Origin of the sequence: Neisseria chenwenguii, from assembly GCF_002216145.1 — a bacterium.
Taxonomy (GTDB): domain Bacteria; phylum Pseudomonadota; class Gammaproteobacteria; order Burkholderiales; family Neisseriaceae; genus Neisseria; species Neisseria chenwenguii.
On the sequence record NZ_CP022278.1, the window covers coordinates 915,988 to 939,344 of the forward strand.

Consider the following 23,357-nt stretch of genomic DNA (forward strand, 5'->3'; position numbering starts at 1 on the left):
GTGAACCTCAATCATTTTTTCTTGGCTTCTTTCATCATCACCACTTCGCCCACATAGCGTACACCTTTACCTTTATAGGGCTCAGGAGAACGGAATGCACGAATTTCAGCGGCAACCTGACCAACCACTTGTTTATTTGCACCAGTCAAAATAATTTCCGTTTGGCTGGGCGTTTGAACAGTAACACCTTCTGGCATTTCATAAATGATCGGATGAGAGAAACCCAAAGATAAATTCAATACTTTACCTTGGGCTTGGGCACGATAACCTACACCAATCAACTGAAGTTTTTTCTCAAAGCCCTCAGAAACACCTTTAACCATATTGTTAACTAATGCACGAGCGGTACCAGACATAGCATTTGCTTGTTTAGACGCATCTTTTGCAGCAAAAGTCAATTGACCATTATTCAATTCAATGACCACCTTGGCAGGCAAAGGAAAAGACAGTTCGCCATTTTTACCTTTTACAACCAATACTTCATTATTTCCAAATTTTACTTCAACCCCAGCAGGAACAGTCACTGGGTTTTTAGCTACGCGTGACATTTATTTTCTCTCCACTAGGCCACAATGCACAACAACTCACCACCAACACCCTCAGAACGGGCTTTACGATCAGTCATTACACCTTTAGAAGTACTAACAATAGCAACACCCAAACCGTTCATCACACTTGGAATCTCGTTAGAGGCTTTATAAATACGTAGGCCAGGACGCGATACACGTTTGATTTGTTCAATTACAGGACGACCCGCGTAGTATTTCAATTGAATTTCCAATACTGGTTTTGCATCAGCAGAAACTGCAAAATCCTCGACGTACCCCTCCTCTTTCAAAACTTTAGCAATAGCGCATTTCAGTTTTGAAGAAGGCATAGCAACTGTTACCTTATTAGCACGCTGCGCATTACGGATACGAGTCAACATATCGGAAATAGGATCATGCATACTCATTATTAATACTCCTATTACCAACTAGCTTTAACAACACCCGGAATCTCGCCACGCATTGCGATTTCACGGATTTTAATACGGCCCAAGCCAAATTTACGGAATGTACCACGAGGACGACCTGTCAAAGCACAACGGTGACGTTGACGTACAGGCGCAGCATTGCGAGGAATTGCTTGGAATTTCAAGCGTGCTTCAAAACGCTCTTCTTCAGTAGCATTTGCATCGTTAATCACTGCAAAAATTGCCTCGCGCTTAGCGGCATATTTTTTCGCCAGAGCTTGACGTTTCAGCTCGCGATTAATAAGTGCTTTCTTAGCCATTGATTATCCTTTGAACGGAAACTTGAACAGAGACAGCAAAGCTTTAGCTTCTTCGTCAGTTTTTGCAGTAGTGGTAATGGTAATATTCAAACCACGTAACGCATCAATTTTATCGTATTCGATTTCTGGAAAAATGATTTGTTCGCGAACACCCATATTGTAGTTACCACGGCCATCGAACGACTTACCATTCACACCACGAAAGTCGCGCACACGTGGCAACGCAATAGTAATCAAGCGATCCAAGAACTCGAACATTTGATCGCGACGCAGCGTCACTTTACAACCTACTGGATAGTTATCACGGATTTTAAAGCCCGCAATAGATTTACGAGCAACGGTTACAACCGGTTTTTGACCAGCAATTTTCTCCAAATCTGCAACAGCGTGCTCCATCACTTTTTTATCAGCGACTGCCTCACCAACACCCATATTTAAAGTGATTTTTTCAATGCGAGGCACTTCCATTACTGACTTATACCCAAATTGTTTTACCAACTCAGGAATCACTGCATCTTTATAAAACTCTCTCAACCGAGCCATGTTATCTCCTTACGCCCCAATGATAGAACCGTTAGATTTAAAGAAGCGAACACGTTTGATTTTACTTTCGCCCTCAATCAATTTAACACCAACACGATCCGCCTTATTGGTCTCAGGATTGAAAATTGCAACATTAGAAATAGCCAAAGGCATTTCCTTAACAATAACACCCCCTTCAACACCTCGCATCGGATTCGGCTTTTGGTGTCGCTTAACAATGTTAACACCCTCAACAACCACTTTACCACCCAATACGCGAACCACTCGACCCTGCTTGCCCTTATCTTTACCAGAAATGATAACGACTTGATCGCCTTTAATAATTTTGTTCATCGCTATTTTCCTCACAGTACTTCAGGTGCCAATGAAACAATTTTCATAAATCGCTCAGTACGCAATTCACGAGTTACTGGACCAAAAATACGCGTACCCATAGGTTCAAGCTTATTGTTCAACAATACAGCAGCGTTATTGTCAAACTTAATCAAGGCACCATCAGAACGACGAACACCTTTTGCAGTACGAACAACAACAGCGTTGTATACATCACCTTTTTTGACGCGACCACGTGGGGCAGCATCTTTAACTGCAACTTTAATAATATCGCCAACCGAAGCATAGCGACGCTTAGATCCACCTAATACTTTAATACACATCACACGACGCGCACCAGAGTTATCAGCCACATCTAAGATGGTCTGCATTTGAATCATGTTATTACCTTTAAATTAACCAACTTAATTTACCCTTTTCACTTAGCTCATAACTCGATTGCTACTTACCAAATGAAACCATCACGGTTCTAGTAAACCAGTCTTGGATCCCGAAGGGAAGAAACTCTCAGCAAGACACTGAAAGATAAGAAACGAAGTTTACACGCAAATATAATTTGCTGCAAGACTTCGCTTCTTATAAAAAGCACTACCACTCAAAAAAATTAAACAGTACGTGCCTTTTCAACCAGTTCTTTGACAACCCAAGATTTGGTTTTTGACAACGGACGAGATTCTGCAATCACCACTACGTCACCAACACCATATTCATTACCTTCATCATGAGCATGAATCTTGGTAGATAAACGGATAATTTTACCGTAAAGGGGATGCTTTACTTTACGCTCGACCAATACAGTTACAGTCTTGTCCATTTTGTCACTTACTACTTTGCCTTGCAAAGTACGAACGTTCTTAACCTCGCTCATTACTTGGCACCTTTTTCAGTTAAAACGGTTTTAATACGAGCAATATCACGGCGTACACGCTTTAACTCACTTGGTTTACCTAATTGACCAGTTGCATTTTGCATACGCAAGCCAAATTGTGCTTTGAGCAAATCAAGTAAGTCACCATTCAATTGCTCAACAGATTTGTCCTTCAGTTCATTTACTTTCATTATTGACCCACCTGTCTTACTACAAAGGTTGTAGGAACCGGCAATTTAGCGGCAGCTAACTCAAAAGCCTCTCGAGCTAATGACTCAGGCACACCATCCATCTCATATAGAACCTTACCCGGCTTAATTTCAGCAACGTAATATTCCACATTACCTTTACCGCCACCCATACGAACTTGAATAGGCTTCTCAGTAATAGGTTTGTCCGGAAACACACGAATCCAAATACGACCGCCACGTTTGATGTGACGAGTCATAGTACGGCGAGCAGCCTCGATTTGGCGCGCCGTCAAGCGGCCACGACCAACGGCTTTCAAACCATACTCACCAAAACTTACTTTATTACCGCGCGTAGCAATGCCTGTATTGCGTCCTTTATGTTGCTTACGGTATTTCAGTCTAGTTGGCTGCAGCATGACGACCACCTGCCTTTCTCTGTTTCTTCTCTTCAGGTTTAGCTGAAGACTTCACATCACCCTCAGTATAGACCCAAACTTTCAAACCCAATACACCATATGTAGTATGAGCCTCACTAGTTGCATAATCCACATTTGCACGCAAAGTATGAAGTGGGACGCGACCTTCACGATACCATTCACTACGAGCAATGTCTGCACCATTCAGACGGCCTGAGGTCATAATCTTAATGCCTTTAGCGCCAGCACGCATTGCATTCTGCATAGAACGCTTCATTGCTCGACGGAACTGTACGCGTTTCTCCAATTGCTGAGCGATTCCATCAGCAATAATTTGAGCATTCAATTCAGGCTTACGGATTTCCTCAATATTGACATGAACCGGTACGCCCATCAATGCTTGCAAATCACGCTTCAGAATCTCAATATCTTCACCCTTCTTACCAATCACAACGCCAGGACGTGCAGAATGGATAGTAATACGGGCAGATTTTGCAGGTCGCTCAATAACGACACGCCCAACAGAAGCATTTGCCAATCGAGCGCGAAGATAATTACGCACATCTATATCCTGCTTTAATACAGTTGAGAACTCACCACTTTTTGCAAACCATTTCGAAGACCAATCTTTAGTTACCGCCAGGCGAAAGCCTGTAGGGTTGATTTTTTGTCCCATAGCTTTTCCTTAGTTACCAACAGTCACGTTAATATGACAAGTCTGTTTCTCAATGCGGTTACCACGACCTTTAGCGCGTGCTTGAAAACGTTTCAAACTTGGGCCTTTATCGACGTAAACGGTTACCACTTTCAAAGTATCGATATCAGCACCATTATTGTGCTCAGCATTAGCAATGGCGGACTCCAATACTTTTTTAATCAGCTCCGCACCCTTTTTAGGGCTAAATGTCAAGATATTTAAAGCCTGATCAATACTCTTACCACGAATCAAGTCAGCCACCAAACGAACTTTTTGAGCTGAAATACGGGCATTTTTATGTTGCGCATTTACTCTCATGATTCACCTTATTTCTTTTTAGCCTTTTTATCAGCCAAATGGCCTTTAAAAGTACGGGTCAATGAGAACTCACCCAACTTATGTCCAACCATATTGTCACTGATAAATACGGGTACATGAGTACGCCCGTTATGAACAGCAATAGTCAAACCAATAAAATCAGGCAAGATAGTTGAACGACGCGACCAAGTTTTAATCGGACGCTTGTCGTTGCTTGCACGAGCAGCATCTACTTTCTTCAGCAAATGCAGGTCTACATATGGGCCTTTTTTCAATGAACGAGCCATATCAATTAACCTTTATTTGAGTAACGACGACGGACAATCATATTATCCGTGCGTTTATTATTACGAGTACGGTAACCTTTGGCAGGAGTACCCCATGGACTAACCGGCTCACGAGCTTCACCTGTACGACCTTCACCACCACCATGCGGATGATCAACAGGGTTCATTACAACACCGCGAACGGTCGGGCGAATACCACGCCAACGATTAGCACCTGCCTTACCAATTTTCTTCAGGCTTTGCTCTTCATTGCCAACTTCACCGATGGTAGCACGGCAATCCACATGGATCTTGCGCACTTCACCAGAACGCAGGCGCAATTGAGCATAAACACCCTCTTTAGCCAGCAACACCGCCGAAGCACCCGCAGAACGTGCAATTTGAGCACCTTTACCAGGTTTCATTTCAATACAATGAATGGTTGTACCTACCGGGATATTGCGAATCGGCAACGCATTACCCACTTTAATTGCAGCCTCCGCACCAGAAACAAGTATAGCACCTGCCTGAATACCGCGAGGGGCAATAATGTAACGGCGTTCGCCATCCGCATAACACAACAACGCAATAAACGCCGTACGGTTAGGATCGTACTCGATACGCTCAACTTTTGCAGTAATACCGTCTTTATTACGTTTAAAATCCACTACACGGTAATGATGCTTATGACCACCACCTTTATGACGAATGGTAATGTGTCCATTATTATTACGACCGGCTGTAGAATTTTTCTTCTCAACCAAAGGCGCGTAGGGAGCACCTTTATGCAAGCTCTCAGCAACGACGCGAACCATGCCGCGACGACCTGCAGAGGTTGGCTTCATTTTAACAATTGCCATTTTAACTCTTCCTTATTCTGCAGCTGCCGCAGCGGCTTCCAAATTCAGCTCCTGACCCGCAGCCAAGCTTACATAAGCCTTCTTAACATCACTGCGACGACCCAGAGTGCGACCAAAACGCTTAACTTTACCTTTAACAGTAACAGTTGTCACAGATGTAACTTTCACACCAAACAGCAGCTCTACAGCCGCTTTAATTTCAGGCTTAGTTGCATTTGCCAACACTTTAAACGTCATTTGATTACGCTGCTCAGCCAATACGTTGCTTTTCTCAGAAACGATAGGTGCCAAAATCACTTGAGTCAAACGTTGTTGATTCATACCCATTGCTCCTCTAATTGTGCAACTGCATCTTTAGTAATAATGACTTTTTTGTAACGCAACAAGCTATATGGATCAACTTGTTGAGCCTCCAAAACCAGCACATTCGGCAAGTTGCGCGAAGCCAGATAAACATTCTCATCCAATTGCTTGGTAACAAACAGCACCTGCTCCAGACCTAAGCTTTTTACTTGCTCCGCAAAAGTCTTAGTTTTTGGAGTTTTAGCAACCAGTGACTCAATAGCAAACAAGCGTTCATCACGCACTAACTGAGACAAAATAGAAGCCATGCCTGCACGGTACATCTTACGATTTACCTTCTGAGTGAAGTTTTCATCAGGCTTATTAGGAAATGCGCGTCCACCCTTACGCCACAAAGGTGAAGAAGTCATACCAGAGCGTGCACGACCCGTACCTTTTTGGCGCCACGGTTTTTTAGTTGAGTGATTTACCTCAGCTCGCGTCTTTTGCGCACGGTTACCAGAACGGGCATTTGCCAAGAAAGCAGTTACCAATTGGTGCACCAATGCTTCATTGTATTCACGGGCAAACAAAGCATCTGAAACAGACAGACTGCCAGAGATTTGCCCCTTAGCATCAATTAATTTCAATTCCATCATGCACCTACTTTCACACCGGGACGAACCACAACATCGCTGTTAATTGCACCAGGCACTGCACCCTTAACCAACAACAACTGGCGGTCAACATCAACCCGAACCACAGTCAAATTCTGCACTGTTGATTTTGTATTACCATATTGACCAGCCATACGCTGACCACGGAATACACGACCAGGATCTTGTGCCATACCGATAGAACCCGGAACGCGGTGCGAACGGGAGTTACCATGAGACGTACGCTGAGAATCAAAATTATGACGTTTAATGGTACCTGAGAAACCTTTACCTTTAGAGGTACCAGTTACATCAACCAACTGTCCTACTTCGAACATAGCAACAGCAATTTCATCTCCGGCCTTCAAATCAGCCAGCTTCTCTTCAGTTACAGCAAACTCAATCAAGCCACGACCAGCCTCAACACCTGCCTTAGCAAAATGCCCTGCCGCTGACTTATTAACCTTATTTGCCTTCTTCTGACCAAAGGTAACTTGAACGGCCGCATAGCCGTCAGCATCTTTGGATTTTACTTGTGTGACGCGGTTAGCCGACATATCCAACACGGTTACCGGAACAGATACACCCTGTTCGTCGAACACGCGAGTCATGCCTACTTTACGCCCAACCAGACCTAACGTCATGATTATTTTCCTTTTAAAAAAGGGCAAGCTGCGATTGGCTTGCTTATTTTGGACAAAACGAACCCCAACCAAAAAGTTGAGTTTGCTATTATAATCCAACTCTCAGAAAGAATTCAATAAAAACCTTTATTTCCATCATAATAACAACTCCGCCACAGAGGCCGCCTGAAAAATATTCCACGTTCGAATTCAATATTGAAAAACCGAGTGCTATGCACTCGGTTTTTCAATATCAATTACTGCACTTTAATTTCTACATCTACACCTGCCGGCAGGTCGAGCTTCATTAGCGCATCCGTTGTCTTGTCGGTCCAATCCACGATATCCATCAGGCGCAAGTGGGTACGGATTTCCAACTGTTCACGCGAGGTTTTGTTCACGTGCGGAGAACGCAGGATATTGAAACGCTCGATTTTGGTCGGCAATGGAATCGGGCCTTTTACTACAGCGCCGGTACGTTTCGCAGTTTCAACAATTTCCTGTGCAGAACGGTCAATCAAGCTGTAATCATACGCTTTCAAGCGGATACGGATTTTTTGGTTTGCCATTTATCTATATCCTTTTTAAGCGATAACAGAAGATACAACACCGGCACCTACTGTACGGCCACCTTCGCGAATCGCAAAGCGCAGGCCTTCTTCCATTGCAATCGGGGCAATCAGTTCAACAGTAATGGCTACGTTTTCACCCGGCATTACCATTTCAACACCCTCTTCCAAAGTTACCGCACCGGTAACGTCGGTAGTACGGAAGTAGAATTGCGGACGGTAGTTGGCGAAGAACGGAGTATGACGACCACCCTCTTCTTTGCTCAATACGTACACTTCTGCTTTGAATTTAGTGTGCGGAGTGATGGTACCGGGTTTAGCCAATACCTGACCACGCTCAACTTCTTCACGTTTGGTACCGCGCAGCAATACGCCCACGTTATCACCTGCCTGACCTTCGTCCAGCAGTTTGCGGAACATCTCCACACCGGTACAAGTTGTTTTTTGAGTGTCTTTCAGACCAACGATTTCGATTTCATCGCCAACGTGAATGATACCGCGCTCTACACGACCGGTTACTACAGTACCGCGGCCTGAAATAGAGAACACGTCTTCAATCGGCAACAGGAACGGTTTGTCAACAGCGCGCTCCGGAGTCGGGATGTAGCTGTCCAATGCAGCAGCCAGTTCGAAGATTTTTTCTTCGTAAGCAGCATCACCTTCCAAAGCTTTCAATGCGGAACCTTGAACGATCGGGCAGTCATCACCCGGGAAGTCGTAGCTTGACAGCAGGTCGCGGATTTCCATCTCAACCAGCTCCAGCAGCTCTTCATCATCAACCATGTCGCATTTGTTCATAAACACGAGGATGTAAGGAACACCTACTTGGCGGGCCAGCAGGATGTGTTCACGGGTTTGCGGCATAGGACCGTCGGCAGCAGACACAACCAAAATTGCGCCGTCCATTTGTGCGGCCCCGGTAATCATGTTTTTAACGTAGTCGGCGTGACCCGGGCAGTCCACGTGGGCATAGTGGCGGGTTTCGGTTTCGTATTCTACGTGAGAGGTATTAATGGTAATACCGCGGGCTTTTTCTTCCGGCGCATTGTCAATTTGGTCGTAGGCTTTAGCCGCACCACCGAATTTTTTTGACAGAATAGTAGTCAATGCAGCAGTCAGCGTGGTTTTACCATGGTCAACGTGACCGATGGTGCCAACGTTTACGTGCGGTTTGCTACGTTCGAATTTTTCCTTAGCCATGAGCTAATTCCTTTGCTAAATAAAGATCGATTAAAGAACAATGGCCGTCTGAAAGTTTTACTATTTCAGATTTCAGACGGCCTTTACTACCTTAGCCTTTACGGCTTTCAGTAACTTGTGCGGCGATATGGGCCGGGGCCTCGGCGTATTTCTTGAACTCCATAGAGTAAGTCGCACGGCCTTGGGTTGCAGAACGCAGGTCGGTTGAGTAACCAAACATCTCTGCCAACGGCACTTCGGCGCGAACTTTCTTACCACCGATACCGTCATCGTCCATACCCAAAACGATACCACGGCGACGGTTCAAATCACCCATCACATCACCCATATACTCTTCAGGCGTTTCTACTTCAACAGCCATCATCGGCTCAAGCAGAACAGGGTTGGCTTTTTTCATACCCTCTTTAAAGGCCATAGAAGCGGCCAACTCAAATGCAATTTGAGAAGAGTCCACATCGTGGTACGAACCGAAAATCAGGCGGATACGGACATCCACAACCGGATAACCAGCAACGATACCGTTCGGCAGTGTGTCACGGATACCTTTGTCGCAAGACGGGATGAATTCGCGCGGAATCACACCACCTTTAATCTCATCGATAAACTCGTAACCTGCACCACCCGGCTCCATCGGTTCCATTTTGATCACAACGTGACCATACTGACCTTTACCACCGGATTGTTTAACGTGTTTCGCTTCAGATTCAACTTCTTTACGAATGGTTTCGCGGTAAGCCACTTGAGGCGCTCCCACGTTGGCTTCCACGCCAAATTCACGTTTCATACGGTCAACAATAATTTCCAAGTGCAGTTCACCCATGCCGGAAATAATGGTTTGACCTGATTCTTCATCAGTACGAACGCGGAAAGACGGGTCTTCTTTCGCCAAACGGTTCAGCGCGATACCCATTTTCTCTTGGTCGGCTTTGGTTTTCGGCTCAACCGCAACGTGAATTACCGGCTCAGGGAATTCCATGCGTTCCAAGATAATCGGTGCATTTTCAGCACACAGGGTTTCACCGGTCGTTACATCTTTCAAACCGATGGCAGCAGCGATATCGCCCGCACGAACTTCTTCGATTTCAGTACGGTCGGCAGCAGTCATCTGCACCAAACGGCCGATACGTTCGCGAGTACCTTTGACAGAGTTCAGAACGGTATCGCCGGATTTAACCACACCGGAGTAAACTCGGATAAAGGTCAATTGGCCGACGTATTTGTCGTTCAACATTTTGAATGCCAAAGCAGAGAACGGAGCTTCGTCGCTGGCTTGGCGGCTGTCTGCTTCTTCAGAATCAGGTTTCACACCTTGAACAGGCGGAATATCGGTCGGCGCAGGCAGCAGCTCAACAACGGCGTCAAGCATACGCTGAACACCTTTGTTTTTAAATGCAGAGCCGCACAACATCGGCTGGATTTCACCGGACAGCGTGCGTTGACGCAGAGCCCCAACGATTTCTTCCTCAGTCAGGTCTTCACCGCCTAAGTATTTATCCATCAGCTCTTCGCTGGCTTCTGCAGCAGCTTCAATCATGTATTGACGCCACTCTTCCGCAGTTTCCACCAAATCGGCAGGAATATCGCCATAAGTAAAGGTTGTACCTTTATCGGCTTCATTCCAAATGATGGCTTTCATTTTCAGCAAGTCAACAACACCTTCAAACGCATCTTCAGCACCCACCGGAATCACGATAGGAACCGGATTGGCACGCAGACGGGTTTTCATCTGCTCAACCACGCGGAAGAAGTTTGCACCCTGACGGTCCATTTTATTTACAAATGCCAAACGCGGCACTTTGTATTTGTTCGCCTGGCGCCATACGGTTTCAGACTGAGGCTGAACACCGCCCACCGCACAGTAAACCATTACCGCACCATCCAATACACGCATAGAACGCTCCACCTCAACGGTAAAGTCAACGTGTCCCGGGGTGTCGATGATGTTGAAACGGTGCTCGGGGAACTGGTTTGCCATACCCTTCCAGTAGGAAGTAACGGCAGCAGAAGTAATGGTAATACCGCGCTCTTGCTCTTGTTCCATGTAGTCGGTAGTCGCCGCGCCATCATGCACCTCGCCCAGTTTGTGGGTCAGGCCGGTATAGAACAGAATACGCTCGGTAGTTGTAGTCTTACCCGCGTCGATGTGGGCAGAAATACCGATATTGCGGTACAGGCTGATTGGGGTCTTACGAGCCATTTTATTAGCCTTTCAAAATTAGAAACGGAAGTGTGAGAATGCTTTGTTGGCTTCAGCCATGCGGTGTACTTCCTCACGTTTTTTCAACGCACCGCCGCGGCCTTCGGAAGCATCAATCAATTCGCCAGCCAAACGTAGATCCATGGATTTCTCACCACGTTTGCGGGCAGCATCGCGCACCCAGCGCATTGCCAAAGCCAAGCGGCGTGAAGGACGAACTTCAACAGGAACTTGGTAGTTTGCACCACCTACGCGGCGGCTTTTCACTTCCACGACAGGCTTGGCATTAGCAATGGCTTCATTAAACACTTCGATTGCAGCTTTGCCGGTTTTTTTCTCGATTTGGGCCAGTGCGCCGTAAACGATACGCTCGGCAACCGATTTTTTACCGTCAATCATCAATACGTTCATGAATTTAGTCAGCTCGACGCTGCCGAATTTCGGATCAGGCAACACATCGCGCTTGGGGACTTCTCTACGTCTTGGCATTTTAAAATTCCTTAAATCTATTCAGTCGGGACAATTCCCATGAATGTCCATTTTAAAAACATTCACTTACTCGGCCGTTTCAAATCAGGCGGCCGACGTGCCTTTTCAAAGCCCCAATATTATTTAGGACGTTTTGCACCGTATTTGGAACGGGCTTGCTTACGGTCTTTGACACCGGCAGTATCCAAAGAACCGCGGACAGTGTGGTAACGCACACCCGGCAAGTCTTTTACACGACCGCCGCGAATCAGTACGACGCTGTGCTCTTGCAGGTTGTGGCCTTCACCACCGATGTATGAAATCACTTCAAAACCGTTGGTCAGACGGACTTTACATACTTTACGCAATGCAGAGTTCGGTTTTTTAGGGGTAGTCGTATATACACGGGTGCACACGCCGCGTTTTTGCGGGCAGGCTTCCAGTGCAGGCACTTTGTTGACGTACACGGGCTTTTGACGGCCTTTGCGTACCAATTGGTTAATAGTTGGCATATTTTCTCGTCCTGTTGAGTTAAATACTTGCCGACACCATGCCGACAAGAGCGGAATTATAGTTTTACAGCAAGGGCTTAGTCAAGCGCGGAAACATCTGTTCCGCAAAGATTTCCAAGGCCGTCCGAAACCGTCCGGCAAACCCGTTGCATAACAGAATATTACCGACAAACAGCCGCTTATCCTTTATAATGGCACGCCCGTACCGATCATTTTTCAGACGGCCTCACAACAGTCCGAGGCCGTCTGAAACACTATTGAGAACACCATGAAATTTATTGACGAAGCAAAAATCGAAGTCGTAGCCGGCAAAGGCGGCAACGGCGCAGCCAGTTTCCACCGTGAAAAATTCGTGCCTCGCGGCGGTCCTGACGGTGGTGACGGCGGCAAAGGCGGCAGCGTTTGGGCGGTAGCCGACGAAAACTTAAATACCCTGGTCGAATACCGTTTCGTCAAACGCTATCAGGCCAAAAACGGCGAAAAAGGCCATGGCTCCGACCGCTACGGCGCAGGCGCGGACGACATCACCCTGCACATGCCCGTAGGCACCCTCATCCGCGACACCGCCACCGACGAAATCGTCGCCGACCTCACCTACCACGGCCAGCGCGTCTGCCTTGCCAAAGGCGGCAAAGGAGGTTTGGGCAACATCCATTTCAAATCCTCGGTCAACCGCGCGCCCAAGCAGTCCACTCCCGGCGAAGAAGGTGAAGCGCGTTCCCTGCAATTGGAACTCAAAGTCTTGGCCGACGTCGGCCTTTTGGGCATGCCCAACGCCGGAAAATCCACACTGATTACCGCCGTATCCGCCGCCCGTCCGAAAATCGCCGACTACCCGTTTACCACCATGCATCCGAATTTGGGCGTGGTGCGCCTCGACGAAAACCACAGCTTCGTCATGGCCGACATCCCCGGCCTGATCGAAGGCGCAGCCGAAGGCGCCGGCTTGGGACACCGCTTCCTCAAACATTTACAGCGCACCGGCCTCTTGCTGCACGTCGTCGATTTAGCCCCGTTTGACGAAAACACCGACCCCGCCGCCGAAGCACTCGCCATCGTTGAAGAACTGCGCAAATTTGACCCTGAACTCTACGAAAAACCGCGCTGGCTCGTGCTCAACAAACTCGATATGCTCGACGAAGAAGAAGCCGAAGTGCGCGCCGCCGCCTTCCTCGAAGCCGTCGGCTGGAATCACCCCGTCCCCGACGACCGTTTCGAATTCGACATGACCACCCCGCGCCTGTTTAAAATCAGCGCGCTGGCGCATCAGGGCACGCAGGATCTGGTTCGCCAGATCAACCAATACCTGAGCGAGAAAAAACGCCTCGAAGCTGAAAAAGCCACCGCCGAAAAAGCCGCTTTGGAAATCGCGGCGGAACAGCCGAAAACCGATACTTCGGTATTGCAGGCGGAATAGAAACCGAAAATGCCGTCTGAAAAATACGACGCACCGCTGTGCATGAATTTTTCAGACAGCATTAAAAAAGGAATCAGACCATGTTGGAAAAAACCGAATGCGAAACGCTGCAAGCCGCAGTCAGACAAGGCCACATCTTAACGCATGAAAACGCCGTGAAACAGGGTCATGATTCTATCGTAACACGGCTGACTCAGGCCGTCTAAAAACCGTTTTCCAAACGAAGCCAAAACTTTTTCAGACGGCCTTTTGCCAAACAAATCCAGTTTTAAAACCTATCTACAACCAAAACCCATGCTAAACCTCTACAACACCCTCACCCGCCAAAAAGAACCCTTCTCCCCCATCAATCCCGAAAACGTGCGCATGTACGTTTGCGGCATGACGGTTTACGACTACTGCCATCTCGGCCATGCGCGCGTGATGGTGGTATTCGACATGATTGCCCGCTGGCTGCGCGCGCGCGGTTATCCGCTCACTTACGTGCGTAACATTACCGACATCGACGACAAAATCATCGCGCGTGCCGCTGAAAACGGCGAGACCATCGGCGCGCTGACCGCGCGTTTCATTCAGGCCATGCACGAGGATGCGGCGGCGTTGGGCGTGCTGCGTCCCGATGCCGAACCGAAGGCCACCGAACACGTCGGCCAGATGATCGCCATGATTGAGCGGCTGATTGCCAACGGCAAGGCGTATACGGCGGACAACGGCGACGTTTACTACGCCGTGCGCGAGTTTCCCGAATACGGCCAGCTTTCCGGCAAGTCGCTCGACGATCTGCGCGCGGGCGAGCGGGTGGAAGTGGACGGTTTCAAGCGCGACCCGCTGGATTTTGTGCTGTGGAAAGCGGCCAAGCCCAACGAAGCCGATTTTTGGGAAAGCCCGTGGGGCAAAGGCCGTCCGGGTTGGCACATCGAATGTTCGGCGATGGGCGAAGAGCTGTTCGGCGACGTGTTCGACATCCACGGCGGCGGTGCGGATTTGCAGTTTCCGCATCATGAAAACGAAATCGCGCAAAGCGTCGGCGCGCACGGCGGCGTGTGCGGCCACGACCATGCGGGCAAACCCGTTGCCAGCCATGTGAAATACTGGCTGCACAACGGTTTCATCCGCGTGGACGGCGAAAAAATGTCCAAATCGCTGGGCAACTTCTTTACCATCCGCGACGTTTTGAAACAGTACGACGCCGAAATCGTGCGCTTCTTCATCCTGCGCGCCCACTACCGCAGCCCGTTGAACTATTCCGACGCGCACCTCGACGATGCCAAAGGCGCACTCACACGCCTGTACACCGCGCTGAAAAACACCATGCCGTCTGAAAACGCGGATTTGGACAACGATTACGTCGCCCGCTTCAACGCCGCGATGGACGACGATTTCGACACCGTTCAGGCCGTGGCCGTGCTGTTCGAGCTGGCGAACGAAGTCAACAAAACCCGAAACGCAGATTTGGCCGCCTGCCTGAAACACTTGGGCGGTATCATCGGCCTGCTGCAACGCGAGCCGCAAGAATTTCTGCAAGGCGGCAATGTTTCAGACGGCCTCTCCAACGAAGAAATCGAAGCCCTGATTGAAGCGCGCAAACAGGCGCGTGCCGATAAAAACTGGGCCGAATCCGACCGCATCCGCGATGTTTTAACCGCCGCCAACATCATTCTGGAAGACGGCGCAGGCGGAACAACCTGGCGGCGCGGTTAGGCCGTCTGAAAAATATTTGCGGTTCAAAGCCAACGGAAGGCCGTCTGAAAATTTTCAGACGGCCTCTGCCATTTTCCCCACCCCAAAAATTTGATTTTCCCGACAAAGCACGCATCTCTACCAGCGTTACAGAAAGGAGTCCCGATATGCCCCGTTTTTCCGTCCTCAACCTGGTTCCCCGCCGCGCGGGCGGCAGTTACGCCGATGCAATGGCGGCGATGGTGCGGCTGGCCCAGACCGCCGAACGGCTCGGCGCCGCGCGCTATTGGATTGCCGAACACCACAACATGAAAAACCTCGCCAGTTCCGCGACCCAACTGCTGATCCAGCACACGCTGGCCAACACCGCCACGCTCAAAGTCGGCTCGGGCGGCGTGATGCTGCCCAACCACAGCCCCTACATCGTCGCTGAACAATACGGCACGCTCGCCACGCTCTATCCAAACCGTGTCGAACTCGGCCTCGGCCGCGCGCCCGGCACCGACCAGCGCACCGCCCGCGCCCTGCGCCGCCACAACCTTCATCACGACTTCCCCGCCGACATCGCCGAGATGCGCAGCTATTTCGCCGACACCGCATTGGTACACGCCTATCCCGCCGCCGGCTTGGACGTACCCGTCTATATCCTCGGTTCCAGCACCGAAAGCGCCTATCTCGCCGCCGAACTCGGCCTGCCCTACGCCTTCGCATCCCACTTCGCCCCGCGTATGCTGCACGAAGCCGCCGACATCTACCGCCGCCTGTTCAAGCCATCCGCAAGTTTGGCCGAACCCTATCTGATTGTCGGCGCCAACGTGATTTTGGCCGACAGCGACGAAGAAGCCCGCCGCCTCGCGACCACGCAGACGCAGTTTTTCCTCAACGTCGTCACCAACGCCCAACAAGACCTGCAACCGCCGCTGCCCGACGAAAACACGCTCTGGCAGCAACACCAAACCGCCCGGACCGCCCCGCATTTCGGGCCGGTGGATTTCAAAGGTATCCCGCTGTATCAGCAGGAAAAAGCCGTGGTGGACGACATGACCGCCATGTCTTTCATCGGCAGCCCCGTTTCCGTACGACACCGGCTCGGGCAGCTGCAACAGCATCTTGAGTTTGATGAAATCATGGCGGTCAGCTATATCTATGATGAGGAAAAACAGCACCGTTCTTATGAATTGCTGGCGGGGATTTTGGCTGAGGGGTAGGACATGAGGCCGCCTGAAAACTGTTTTTCCATGTTTTACTACAACCGGTGGCTGAGCGTAGTCGAAACCCGTTCAAACATTCCTGCAACACCAAGCAGGATTTGGCTATGCGCGGGAAAAGGCCGTCTGAAAATTTTCAGACGGCCTGACAAACAAAAAACCAACCGCCTTACCCGCCGCGCGCAAACGGTTTCAACGCTGCCCAATCCACGCCGTCGAGCAGGTTTTTGGTAACCAGCCCGAGTTCGGTGTCGCCTTCGATTTGCAGTTTGCGGTTGAAAAACAGGGTGTCCGGATCTTCTTCGCGGGCAATCATGCGCATGAAATCAATGCCGTTGGCGGCGAGGCGCAGGTCGGGTTGGCCGCTGAAATCCTGATTGAGGAATTTTTCGGTGTCGGCGCTGAAACGGATTTTCAGGCCGGCATCCAATACGTCGATTTCAAACTTCCTACCGTTGAAATAATCCATTTCGGCAGGCAGCAGGCCGCGTCTGAGCATGGTGTTCAAGGCCGTCACCAAGACGAGGCGCGGGGGCGAGGCGGGCAGGTGGCCGATGATTTTGCCCAACCAGTCGGGCAGGATGATTTCAGGCAGCGTCATGACGGTGCTCCTTTACGGATTCGATGCCGGCGCGGCCGTACCAGTAGCCGTCCACAAGTGTGCCGGTGGCAAGGGTTTCGAGTTCGGCCAACGCATCTTCGGCGGCGGTTTGTCCGTCCAGCACTTGGCGGTGCAGCCCGATGATGCGCGGCATATCGGTCAGCTGCGGCGACAGGCGCATCAGGTCAATACCGCTCTGCTGCATTTCGGCATGGTGCGGCAGCAGACACTGGCTGTCGTAAGACATGGTCTGAATGCCGTTAATGGTCAGAAACGGCCGGCCTTCGCGGGTATTCATGGCCATACCGTGTTCGTGGTCGAGGCAGCGGAACTCGCAGCTGTCTTTGTTCAGATTGTAGTGGCGGGCGGTAAAGCAGCGCGACGAGTAGGCCAGCGGGATTTTGCCCCAAGCGAACACTTCGGTTTCGAGGCTGTCTGAACGGGCGGAGATGACGGCGGTTTTATCGTGCCCCAGTTCGGCGGGAACGACCCAGCGGTATGCGCCCAAATCTTTAAACAGCGCCAGCGTATCTTCGTTGTAGATATTGAGCGTGGCACCGGCGACAAACGGAATGCCGTGTTGGCGCGCGAGTTTGACTGCGCCCATGTCGTTGGCCTCGATTCTGAATTTGCCCTGTTCGGCGGTTTTGCGCAGACGTTTCAGATCAGATTCACTCTCCAGCAACACCTGCGACGACAAAACAATCTCTTTGCCGCTGTCCGCCAAATCTTCCGCCAGTCCGAACCAGTCGGCAAAGCGCATTTTCTGGCGGCGCGAACAAACCGTTTCGCCCAAATAAATCACGTCCAGCGGCGTATCGAGCATCTGAACGTAAAACTCCAGCAGCATTTCTTTCTGCCAGAAAAACAATACCGGCCCCAAAGTCAGTTTCATCGGATTATCTCCTGATGCCGTCTGAAAAACCTTTTGGCAGAAACACGGCGGGTTTACCACCCACCCTACGCATTTCTGAAAAATAATGCGGCATTTTCAGACGGCCTGGTGTTATTTCCACGGACGGCTGTATGCGCCCAACGTCGATTGGTGTCCTTCCGACACCTTGCCCAACGCCCCGCTCCACGCAGGGCTGACCCGGTAATGCTGCGGATCGGCCGCCGCCGCATCCAGCGCCTGCCGCAATGCGCGGGTTACCTGCGCGGTGTACATCTGGCTGCGCTGGCGTCCCTCCACCTTAATCGCGGACACGCTGATTTTCAGCAGTTCGGGCAGCACTTCCAATACGTTCAGACTGGTCGGCTCTTCCAACGCGTAGTAGGTTTCGTCTTCGACTTCGAAACGGCCTTTGCACAAAGTCGGATAGCCCGCCGGCTCGTCAGGATTGAAGTGGTCGATGAGGATATTGTTCAGACGCACGTTCATACGGTCGGGCAGCTGCTCCCAGCGCACCGCTTTCGCCGGTGAACACACACCTTGCATGTTCGGCGATTCGCCCGTCGCATAACTCGACAGAATGCAGCGCCCCTCCACCATCACGCACAAGCTGCCGAAACCGAACACCTCGATTTCCACATCGGTATTGTCCGCAACGTGTTTTACCTGATCGATGGTCAGCACGCGCGGCAGCACGGCGCGGCGCACGCCGAACAGCTCTTTCATCAGGTTAATCGCCTCGTAATTGGTCGCCGAACCCTGTACCGACATATGCAGCCGCAGTTTCGGATGCTTTTCGCAGGCATACGCCATCAGCGCGGGATCGGCCAAAATCACTGCATCCGCCCCCAAATCCGCCGCCGTATCGACGGCTTTGCGCCACTGCGCTACCTGACCGGCCTGCGCAAACGTATTAATCGCCATCAACACCTGCCGCCCGCGCGCATGGGCATAAGCCACGCCCTCGGCAGCCGTTTTCAAATCGAAATTCAACCCGGGGAAATTGCGCGCATTGGTCGCATCTTTCAGCCCCATATAAACCGTGTCCGCACCGTTATCCACCGCCGTTTTCAGCATAGCGAGGTTACCGGCCGGACACACCAGCTCGGGAATGGCCATTGGTGTTCCTTGTTATAAAAATCAATATTTGGTAGAAGTTTGGCGATTCTATGCCCCGAAACCACAAAATATTCTGACCCATATCAAAATCTGACCTAAAATATTGAAAATTTTTATTAACACAATAGCCTTTTAAAAACAGATTCCGAACCCGCGAAAAAAGGCCGTCTGAAAATTTTCAGACGGCCTGATATTTTTATCGCCTAATGGAACTACTTGTGTATGTTCCTAATTTGAAATAACAAAAAGCTGATGACTACTGTTGCTCCCAGTTGGGCGATAAACGACCATACGGGTTTTTTAGCAATACGGCACATAACCAATCGGTAAAAAACATAAGTCGCCAGCAATACTGACGAAATCAGCATAATCTGCAACACACTCAACCGAACTTCCAATACGGCGTTGAACATTTCCATCATCCGTTAATTTCTATTTAAAAGATAAGTATTAACACCCCCCGCAACTACGCCGCTGGCAATTGCAGATGCCCCAGATGCAATGCCTCTTACAGTGCTAAGTGCTCTTCCAGCAGCACCGCCTGCCACAGAATAAAGAAAGTCGTCCGGATTTCTGCCTCCGCCGGCCAAATAACCGTATCCACCGGCATAGCCACCCAAGATAGCCCCTGCAGCGTTGGCTACCCATCCACCGGATACTTTTTCCAAATCATCTAATCTTAACGTTTTCATAATATAAACCTCCCTGTTAATAATCATAAAATAAGAATCTCACTACTTGTGTGAAATTCTTATTCCTTGGACACCTTTAAATTGAAAGAGCTTTTTGTATAAGTGTTTTTCGTTAAGAAATATAAACTTTGGATAACAGTATCGGTATATGCTTTTCTAAATATCCATGCCACATTAGTTTTTTGGTAGCATCCTGAAAAGCATGCTGCTTAATTTATAAGTAAAAAATTAATGATTTAGTACAGGTTTCCCGTTAATTTTCAAGCCTGAATTTGTACCATAGATTGCGTTATCCACTTGACGATTTTCCCCAGCATACTTTTCAGGACACTACCGTTTTTTAGCATGAAAACTAAAAAATAGCTATATGAATTAATCATTGGATTAGAAATCTATACTACTTTCGAGTTAAATTCCAGTGTATATATTTTAATTTTTTTGAAATGCATTAAGCAGAGGATTTTATAATAATACCATTAGCAGGAATCCCTAATTCTGTCTTTAGCAATTTAGCTATTTTGGGATTCAATTAGATGCTGTTGAGATTCAGGCCGATACCTTTGTAAAAATAAAAAAGGCCGTCTGAAAATATTTTTCAGACGGCCTCTGCCCCTATCCAACACCTATCAACCCGTATTGCGCAACCCTTGCGCCACACCGTTGATGGTCAGGTGAACCATCAGAAGCGCGTGCGGGTTGTGCGGCTCTTTGCGCAGGCGTTTGAGCATGGCGACTTGCAGGCCGTTGAGCGCGTTGAGGTAGGGAATCCGCAGGGCGAGCGAACGGGCGAGGCTGCGGTTGTCGCTCAGAAGCTCGGTGGTTTGCAGGATTTCGAGCAGGGCTTTGCGGCTTTTCAGGTATTCTTCCTTAATCATGGCGAAGATGGCGGCGGCTTTTTCGGGCGATTCGCTCAAGCCGGCGTAGTCTTCGGCCAGGATGATGTCGGTTTTGGCCATCACTTGTTCCATGTTGGAAAGCATGGTTTGGAAGAAGGGGTTTTCTTTGGCGTGCTGCTGAAAAGCCTGCATGGTGGCGGTTTTTTTCGCGCAAAGTTCGACGACGGCGCTGCCGAAGCCGTACCAAGCAGGCAACATCAGGCGGTTCTGCATCCATGAAAACACCCACGGAATAGCGCGCAAATCCTGAATCCGCGCCAGCGTTTTGCGGCTGGCGGGCCGGCTGCCGAGGTTGAGCGTGGCGATTTCCTGGATCGGACTGGTTTGCAGGAAGTAGTCGATGAAGTCTTCGTGGGTAATCAGGGCGCGGTAGTATTTGAAGGAAACGTCGGACAGCGCCTGCATCAGTTTTTCATCGGGATCTTTGCGCTCGGGCAGCAGGCTGGCTTCGAGTGTGGCGGCGACGAGGGTTTCCAGATTGCGCCGCGCGTTGCTCGGGTCGGCGTATTTGGCGGTGATGACTTCGCCCTGCTCGGTAATGCGGATTTGGCCGGCCACGCTGCCTGCGGGCTGGGCGAGGATGGCTTGGTACGACGGGCCGCCTCCGCGGCCGACGCTGCCGCCGCGGCCGTGAAACAGGCGCATTTTGACGCCGAATTTTTCAAACAGCGCCACCAAGCCCAATTCGGCGCGGTAGAGACACCACGAGCTGGCGACGTAGCCGCCGTCTTTATTGGAATCGGAATAGCCGAGCATGATTTCCTGAATGTTGCCTCGGCTGGCCAGAAGCGCGCGGTACCATTCCATACTGAACATGGTTTCCATCACGGGCGCGGCGTTGTCGAGCGCTTCGATGGTTTCAAACAGCGGCACAATATTGATGCGGCTTTGCGGTTTGCCGTTTTCCACCGTCAAGAGGCCGCATTCTTTCAAAAGCAGTGCCAGCGCGAGCAGGTCGCTGGGCTGTTCGCAGTTGGAAATAATGCTTTGGGTAACGGCATCTTCGCCGAATTCGTCTTTGATTTTGCGCGCTTCGGCAAAAATATCCAGCTCGCGGCAGGCGTGTTCGCTGTATTTGACAAACGGGCTGTACAGCGGGCGCGAATGTTGCAGCTCGCGCAATAAAACGGCCTGTTTTTCTTTTTCGTTTAACTTCGCGTAATCTTCCAAACCCGCGCTGGCAAAGAGTTCCGCCACCACATCGGCGTGTTTTTCCGCATGTTGGCGCAAATCCAGCGGCATCATGTGGAAACCGCATACCGACGCCGTGCGGATAATGTCGGCCAAACGGCCTTCCGCCATCAGCACACTGCCGTTGTCGCGCAGCGAGCGTTGCAGTTTTTTCAAATCGCCGATAAATTCCTGCGCATTTTCATACGGCATCGAAAAGCCGAATTTGCAGCCCAAACCCAAGCCGATAGAGCGCGCCTTGCCCATCACGCGCGCCATAATGTAGGCAATCGCGCGACGGTAGGGCTCTTCCAAGCGGGCGATTTCGTCGTCGGGCGATTCGTCCGAAAGCGCCATCACATCGTCGTTGACCTTCACGCGGCGGGTCGAAAGCGGCAGCTCGCGGTAGAGCTTGTCGAGTTCGCCGCGATACAGGCGGAACACCGCATCCGCATGGCGGGTAAACGCATGGCGCAGCGTTTCGGCGGTAACAAACGGATTGCCGTCGCGGTCGCCGCCGATCCAGCCGCCGATTTTCAGGATATTCGGCACTTCCACATCAGGATAGGCCGTCTGAAAATCGCGTTCCATACCGCGGTAGAGTTTGGGCAGCGCCTCGAAAAAACTCATCGGAAAAATCGAAACGCCGTTGTTGATTTCATCGTTGACGCTCAATTTATAATGGCGCGTTTCGCTGGTCTGCCAAAGCGCCAAAAGAATCGTGTCGATTTCGCGGCGCAGATCCGCCAGCGCGTCGGCGTTAGTACAGCGTTCGCGCTGCGGTAAAAGCGCGCGGATACGGCGGTTGAAACCCAACACCGACTGCCGCTGCACTTCGGTCGGATGCGCGGTCAAAACGGCGGTTACACCGGTTTCGTTTAATTGTTTTTGCAGCGTTTTCCCATCCACCTTGCCCGCACGCAGTTTGCGCACGGTTTCTTCCAAACTGCCCTCCGCACCGCTGTGCCCAGCGTCTTCGTGCACCAAGCGGCGGCGTTCGTGGTGGACGTCTTCCGCGATGTTCAAAATCTGCGCAAACAGGCCGCAGGCCAGCGTCAGATCATGCGTCTGCTGCTCGTCGAGCTGCGGCAGAACCTTCTCGATCAACGCCCCGCTGTCTTCCGCCAAAGACAACTGCTTGACCGTCTCCACCACCAAAGGCGAGGCTTCCTCATGCAAAAGATTAAACAGCGACTGTTTCAAAAATTCCGCATCCGCCGCCAGAGCCGCGTCTTTCGGATTATTCAGAATATGCAGATCCATGGGTTTTCTCTCTCAAAGTCAGACGAAATCCATTGTATAGCAGCACCGCCGAAACCGCCACGATTGCAAACAATGTAATCAAATGTTATTTCACGCAAAACAATTTTCAGACAGCCTAGAATGCAGCGCAAACGCTACAATTGCA

At 50.1% G+C, this 23,357-nt stretch carries 30 protein-coding genes; 4 read left to right on the top strand and 26 right to left on the bottom strand.

Annotated features, from left to right (window positions below; genetic code table 11):
* Positions 1–11: 11 nt before the first annotated feature.
* The 21 genes from rplF to rpsL form a co-directional block, all read right to left on the bottom strand.
* Positions 12–548 (bottom strand): 50S ribosomal protein L6, encoded by a 537-nt coding sequence (gene rplF / locus BG910_RS04450; RefSeq protein WP_089035802.1) that lies wholly within the window; start codon positions 546–548, stop codon positions 12–14.
* Positions 549–562: 14 nt separating this feature from the next.
* Complete coding sequence (gene rpsH / locus BG910_RS04455; protein ID WP_089035803.1) at positions 563–955, bottom strand: 30S ribosomal protein S8; 393 nt, start codon at positions 953–955, stop codon at positions 563–565.
* 14 nt (positions 956–969) lie between these two features.
* Positions 970–1,275, bottom strand: a complete 306-nt coding sequence (gene rpsN / locus BG910_RS04460) for a 30S ribosomal protein S14 (protein ID WP_089035804.1) — start codon at positions 1,273–1,275, stop codon at positions 970–972.
* A gap of 3 nt (positions 1,276–1,278) precedes the next feature.
* Positions 1,279–1,818: a 50S ribosomal protein L5 gene (gene rplE / locus BG910_RS04465; protein ID WP_089035805.1), complete on the bottom strand. Its 540-nt coding sequence runs from the start codon at positions 1,816–1,818 to the stop codon at positions 1,279–1,281.
* A 9-nt stretch (positions 1,819–1,827) separates the two neighbouring features.
* The gene (gene rplX / locus BG910_RS04470) at positions 1,828–2,151 is read right to left on the bottom strand and encodes a 50S ribosomal protein L24 (RefSeq protein ID WP_089035806.1); all 324 of its coding nucleotides are present in this window, start codon (positions 2,149–2,151) and stop codon (positions 1,828–1,830) included.
* An 11-nt stretch (positions 2,152–2,162) separates the two neighbouring features.
* The gene (gene rplN, locus BG910_RS04475) at positions 2,163–2,531 is read right to left on the bottom strand and encodes a 50S ribosomal protein L14 (protein WP_089035807.1); all 369 of its coding nucleotides are present in this window, start codon (positions 2,529–2,531) and stop codon (positions 2,163–2,165) included.
* Between the two features lie 224 nt (positions 2,532–2,755).
* The gene (rpsQ, locus tag BG910_RS04480) at positions 2,756–3,019 is read right to left on the bottom strand and encodes a 30S ribosomal protein S17 (protein ID WP_089035808.1); all 264 of its coding nucleotides are present in this window, start codon (positions 3,017–3,019) and stop codon (positions 2,756–2,758) included.
* Positions 3,019–3,210, bottom strand: a complete 192-nt coding sequence (gene rpmC / locus BG910_RS04485) for a 50S ribosomal protein L29 (RefSeq protein WP_089035809.1) — start codon at positions 3,208–3,210, stop codon at positions 3,019–3,021. Before rpmC ends, rpsQ begins: the two co-directional genes overlap by 1 nt.
* Positions 3,210–3,626 carry a 50S ribosomal protein L16 gene (gene rplP / locus BG910_RS04490; protein ID WP_089035810.1) on the bottom strand — a complete coding sequence of 139 codons (417 nt, stop codon included), beginning with the start codon at positions 3,624–3,626 and terminating at the stop codon, positions 3,210–3,212. The genes rpmC and rplP overlap by 1 nt, the downstream gene beginning before the upstream one ends.
* Entirely contained in the window at positions 3,610–4,302 is a 693-nt protein-coding gene (rpsC, locus tag BG910_RS04495; RefSeq protein WP_089035811.1) for a 30S ribosomal protein S3, read from the bottom strand. The genes rplP and rpsC overlap by 17 nt, the downstream gene beginning before the upstream one ends.
* Positions 4,303–4,311: 9 nt before the next feature.
* Positions 4,312–4,641 carry a 50S ribosomal protein L22 gene (gene rplV, locus BG910_RS04500; RefSeq protein ID WP_089035812.1) on the bottom strand — a complete coding sequence of 110 codons (330 nt, stop codon included), beginning with the start codon at positions 4,639–4,641 and terminating at the stop codon, positions 4,312–4,314.
* An 8-nt stretch (positions 4,642–4,649) separates the two neighbouring features.
* Complete coding sequence (gene rpsS / locus BG910_RS04505) at positions 4,650–4,928, bottom strand: 30S ribosomal protein S19 (RefSeq protein ID WP_002215422.1); 279 nt, start codon at positions 4,926–4,928, stop codon at positions 4,650–4,652.
* A gap of 5 nt (positions 4,929–4,933) precedes the next feature.
* Positions 4,934–5,767, bottom strand: a complete 834-nt coding sequence (gene rplB / locus BG910_RS04510; RefSeq protein WP_089035813.1) for a 50S ribosomal protein L2 — start codon at positions 5,765–5,767, stop codon at positions 4,934–4,936.
* Between the two features lie 12 nt (positions 5,768–5,779).
* Positions 5,780–6,088, bottom strand: coding sequence for a 50S ribosomal protein L23 (gene rplW, locus BG910_RS04515; protein ID WP_198344826.1), 309 nt, complete (start codon positions 6,086–6,088; stop codon positions 5,780–5,782).
* Positions 6,085–6,705, bottom strand: a complete 621-nt coding sequence (gene rplD, locus BG910_RS04520; protein ID WP_089037137.1) for a 50S ribosomal protein L4 — start codon at positions 6,703–6,705, stop codon at positions 6,085–6,087. The genes rplW and rplD overlap by 4 nt, the downstream gene beginning before the upstream one ends.
* The gene (gene rplC, locus BG910_RS04525; RefSeq protein WP_089037138.1) at positions 6,705–7,349 is read right to left on the bottom strand and encodes a 50S ribosomal protein L3; all 645 of its coding nucleotides are present in this window, start codon (positions 7,347–7,349) and stop codon (positions 6,705–6,707) included. Before rplC ends, rplD begins: the two co-directional genes overlap by 1 nt.
* Before the next feature lie 236 nt (positions 7,350–7,585).
* Positions 7,586–7,897, bottom strand: coding sequence for a 30S ribosomal protein S10 (rpsJ, locus tag BG910_RS04530; protein ID WP_002642322.1), 312 nt, complete (start codon positions 7,895–7,897; stop codon positions 7,586–7,588).
* Positions 7,898–7,912: 15 nt separating this feature from the next.
* Positions 7,913–9,097 (bottom strand): elongation factor Tu, encoded by a 1,185-nt coding sequence (gene tuf, locus BG910_RS04535; RefSeq protein WP_089035815.1) that lies wholly within the window; start codon positions 9,095–9,097, stop codon positions 7,913–7,915.
* 91 nt (positions 9,098–9,188) lie between these two features.
* Complete coding sequence (fusA, locus tag BG910_RS04540) at positions 9,189–11,294, bottom strand: elongation factor G (protein ID WP_089035816.1); 2,106 nt, start codon at positions 11,292–11,294, stop codon at positions 9,189–9,191.
* Between the two features lie 18 nt (positions 11,295–11,312).
* Positions 11,313–11,783, bottom strand: a complete 471-nt coding sequence (gene rpsG, locus BG910_RS04545; protein ID WP_089035817.1) for a 30S ribosomal protein S7 — start codon at positions 11,781–11,783, stop codon at positions 11,313–11,315.
* A 119-nt stretch (positions 11,784–11,902) separates the two neighbouring features.
* Positions 11,903–12,274: a 30S ribosomal protein S12 gene (rpsL, locus tag BG910_RS04550; protein WP_002218431.1), complete on the bottom strand. Its 372-nt coding sequence runs from the start codon at positions 12,272–12,274 to the stop codon at positions 11,903–11,905.
* Between the two features lie 268 nt (positions 12,275–12,542).
* On the opposite strand from rpsL, the gene obgE reads away from it, so the two are divergent.
* The 4 genes from obgE (at position 12,543) to BG910_RS04565 (ending at position 16,579) form a co-directional block, all read left to right on the top strand.
* A complete protein-coding gene (obgE, locus tag BG910_RS04555) occupies positions 12,543–13,691 on the top strand; it encodes a GTPase ObgE (RefSeq protein WP_089035818.1) in 1,149 nt (382 codons plus the stop codon).
* 80 nt (positions 13,692–13,771) lie between these two features.
* The gene (locus tag BG910_RS12955; RefSeq protein WP_267897810.1) at positions 13,772–13,897 is read left to right on the top strand and encodes a hypothetical protein; all 126 of its coding nucleotides are present in this window, start codon (positions 13,772–13,774) and stop codon (positions 13,895–13,897) included.
* A gap of 88 nt (positions 13,898–13,985) precedes the next feature.
* Positions 13,986–15,392, top strand: a complete 1,407-nt coding sequence (gene cysS, locus BG910_RS04560) for a cysteine--tRNA ligase (protein WP_089035819.1) — start codon at positions 13,986–13,988, stop codon at positions 15,390–15,392.
* Positions 15,393–15,538: 146 nt separating this feature from the next.
* A complete protein-coding gene (locus BG910_RS04565) occupies positions 15,539–16,579 on the top strand; it encodes an LLM class flavin-dependent oxidoreductase (RefSeq protein ID WP_089035820.1) in 1,041 nt (346 codons plus the stop codon).
* Positions 16,580–16,748: 169 nt separating this feature from the next.
* On the opposite strand, the gene ubiT is transcribed toward BG910_RS04565, so the two are convergent.
* The 5 genes from ubiT to ppc form a co-directional block, all read right to left on the bottom strand.
* Positions 16,749–17,180, bottom strand: coding sequence for a ubiquinone anaerobic biosynthesis accessory factor UbiT (gene ubiT, locus BG910_RS04570; RefSeq protein ID WP_089035821.1), 432 nt, complete (start codon positions 17,178–17,180; stop codon positions 16,749–16,751).
* On the bottom strand, positions 17,167–18,075 hold the full coding sequence (locus tag BG910_RS04575; RefSeq protein ID WP_089035822.1) for a U32 family peptidase: 909 nt from the start codon (positions 18,073–18,075) through the stop codon (positions 17,167–17,169). Before BG910_RS04575 ends, ubiT begins: the two co-directional genes overlap by 14 nt.
* 111 nt (positions 18,076–18,186) lie before the next feature.
* Positions 18,187–19,191: a ubiquinone anaerobic biosynthesis protein UbiU gene (gene ubiU, locus BG910_RS04580; RefSeq protein ID WP_089035823.1), complete on the bottom strand. Its 1,005-nt coding sequence runs from the start codon at positions 19,189–19,191 to the stop codon at positions 18,187–18,189.
* A 425-nt stretch (positions 19,192–19,616) separates the two neighbouring features.
* The gene (locus BG910_RS04590; protein ID WP_123806067.1) at positions 19,617–19,883 is read right to left on the bottom strand and encodes a hypothetical protein; all 267 of its coding nucleotides are present in this window, start codon (positions 19,881–19,883) and stop codon (positions 19,617–19,619) included.
* Between the two features lie 626 nt (positions 19,884–20,509).
* Positions 20,510–23,212, bottom strand: coding sequence for a phosphoenolpyruvate carboxylase (ppc, locus tag BG910_RS04595; protein WP_089035826.1), 2,703 nt, complete (start codon positions 23,210–23,212; stop codon positions 20,510–20,512).
* Positions 23,213–23,357: the final 145 nt, after the last annotated feature.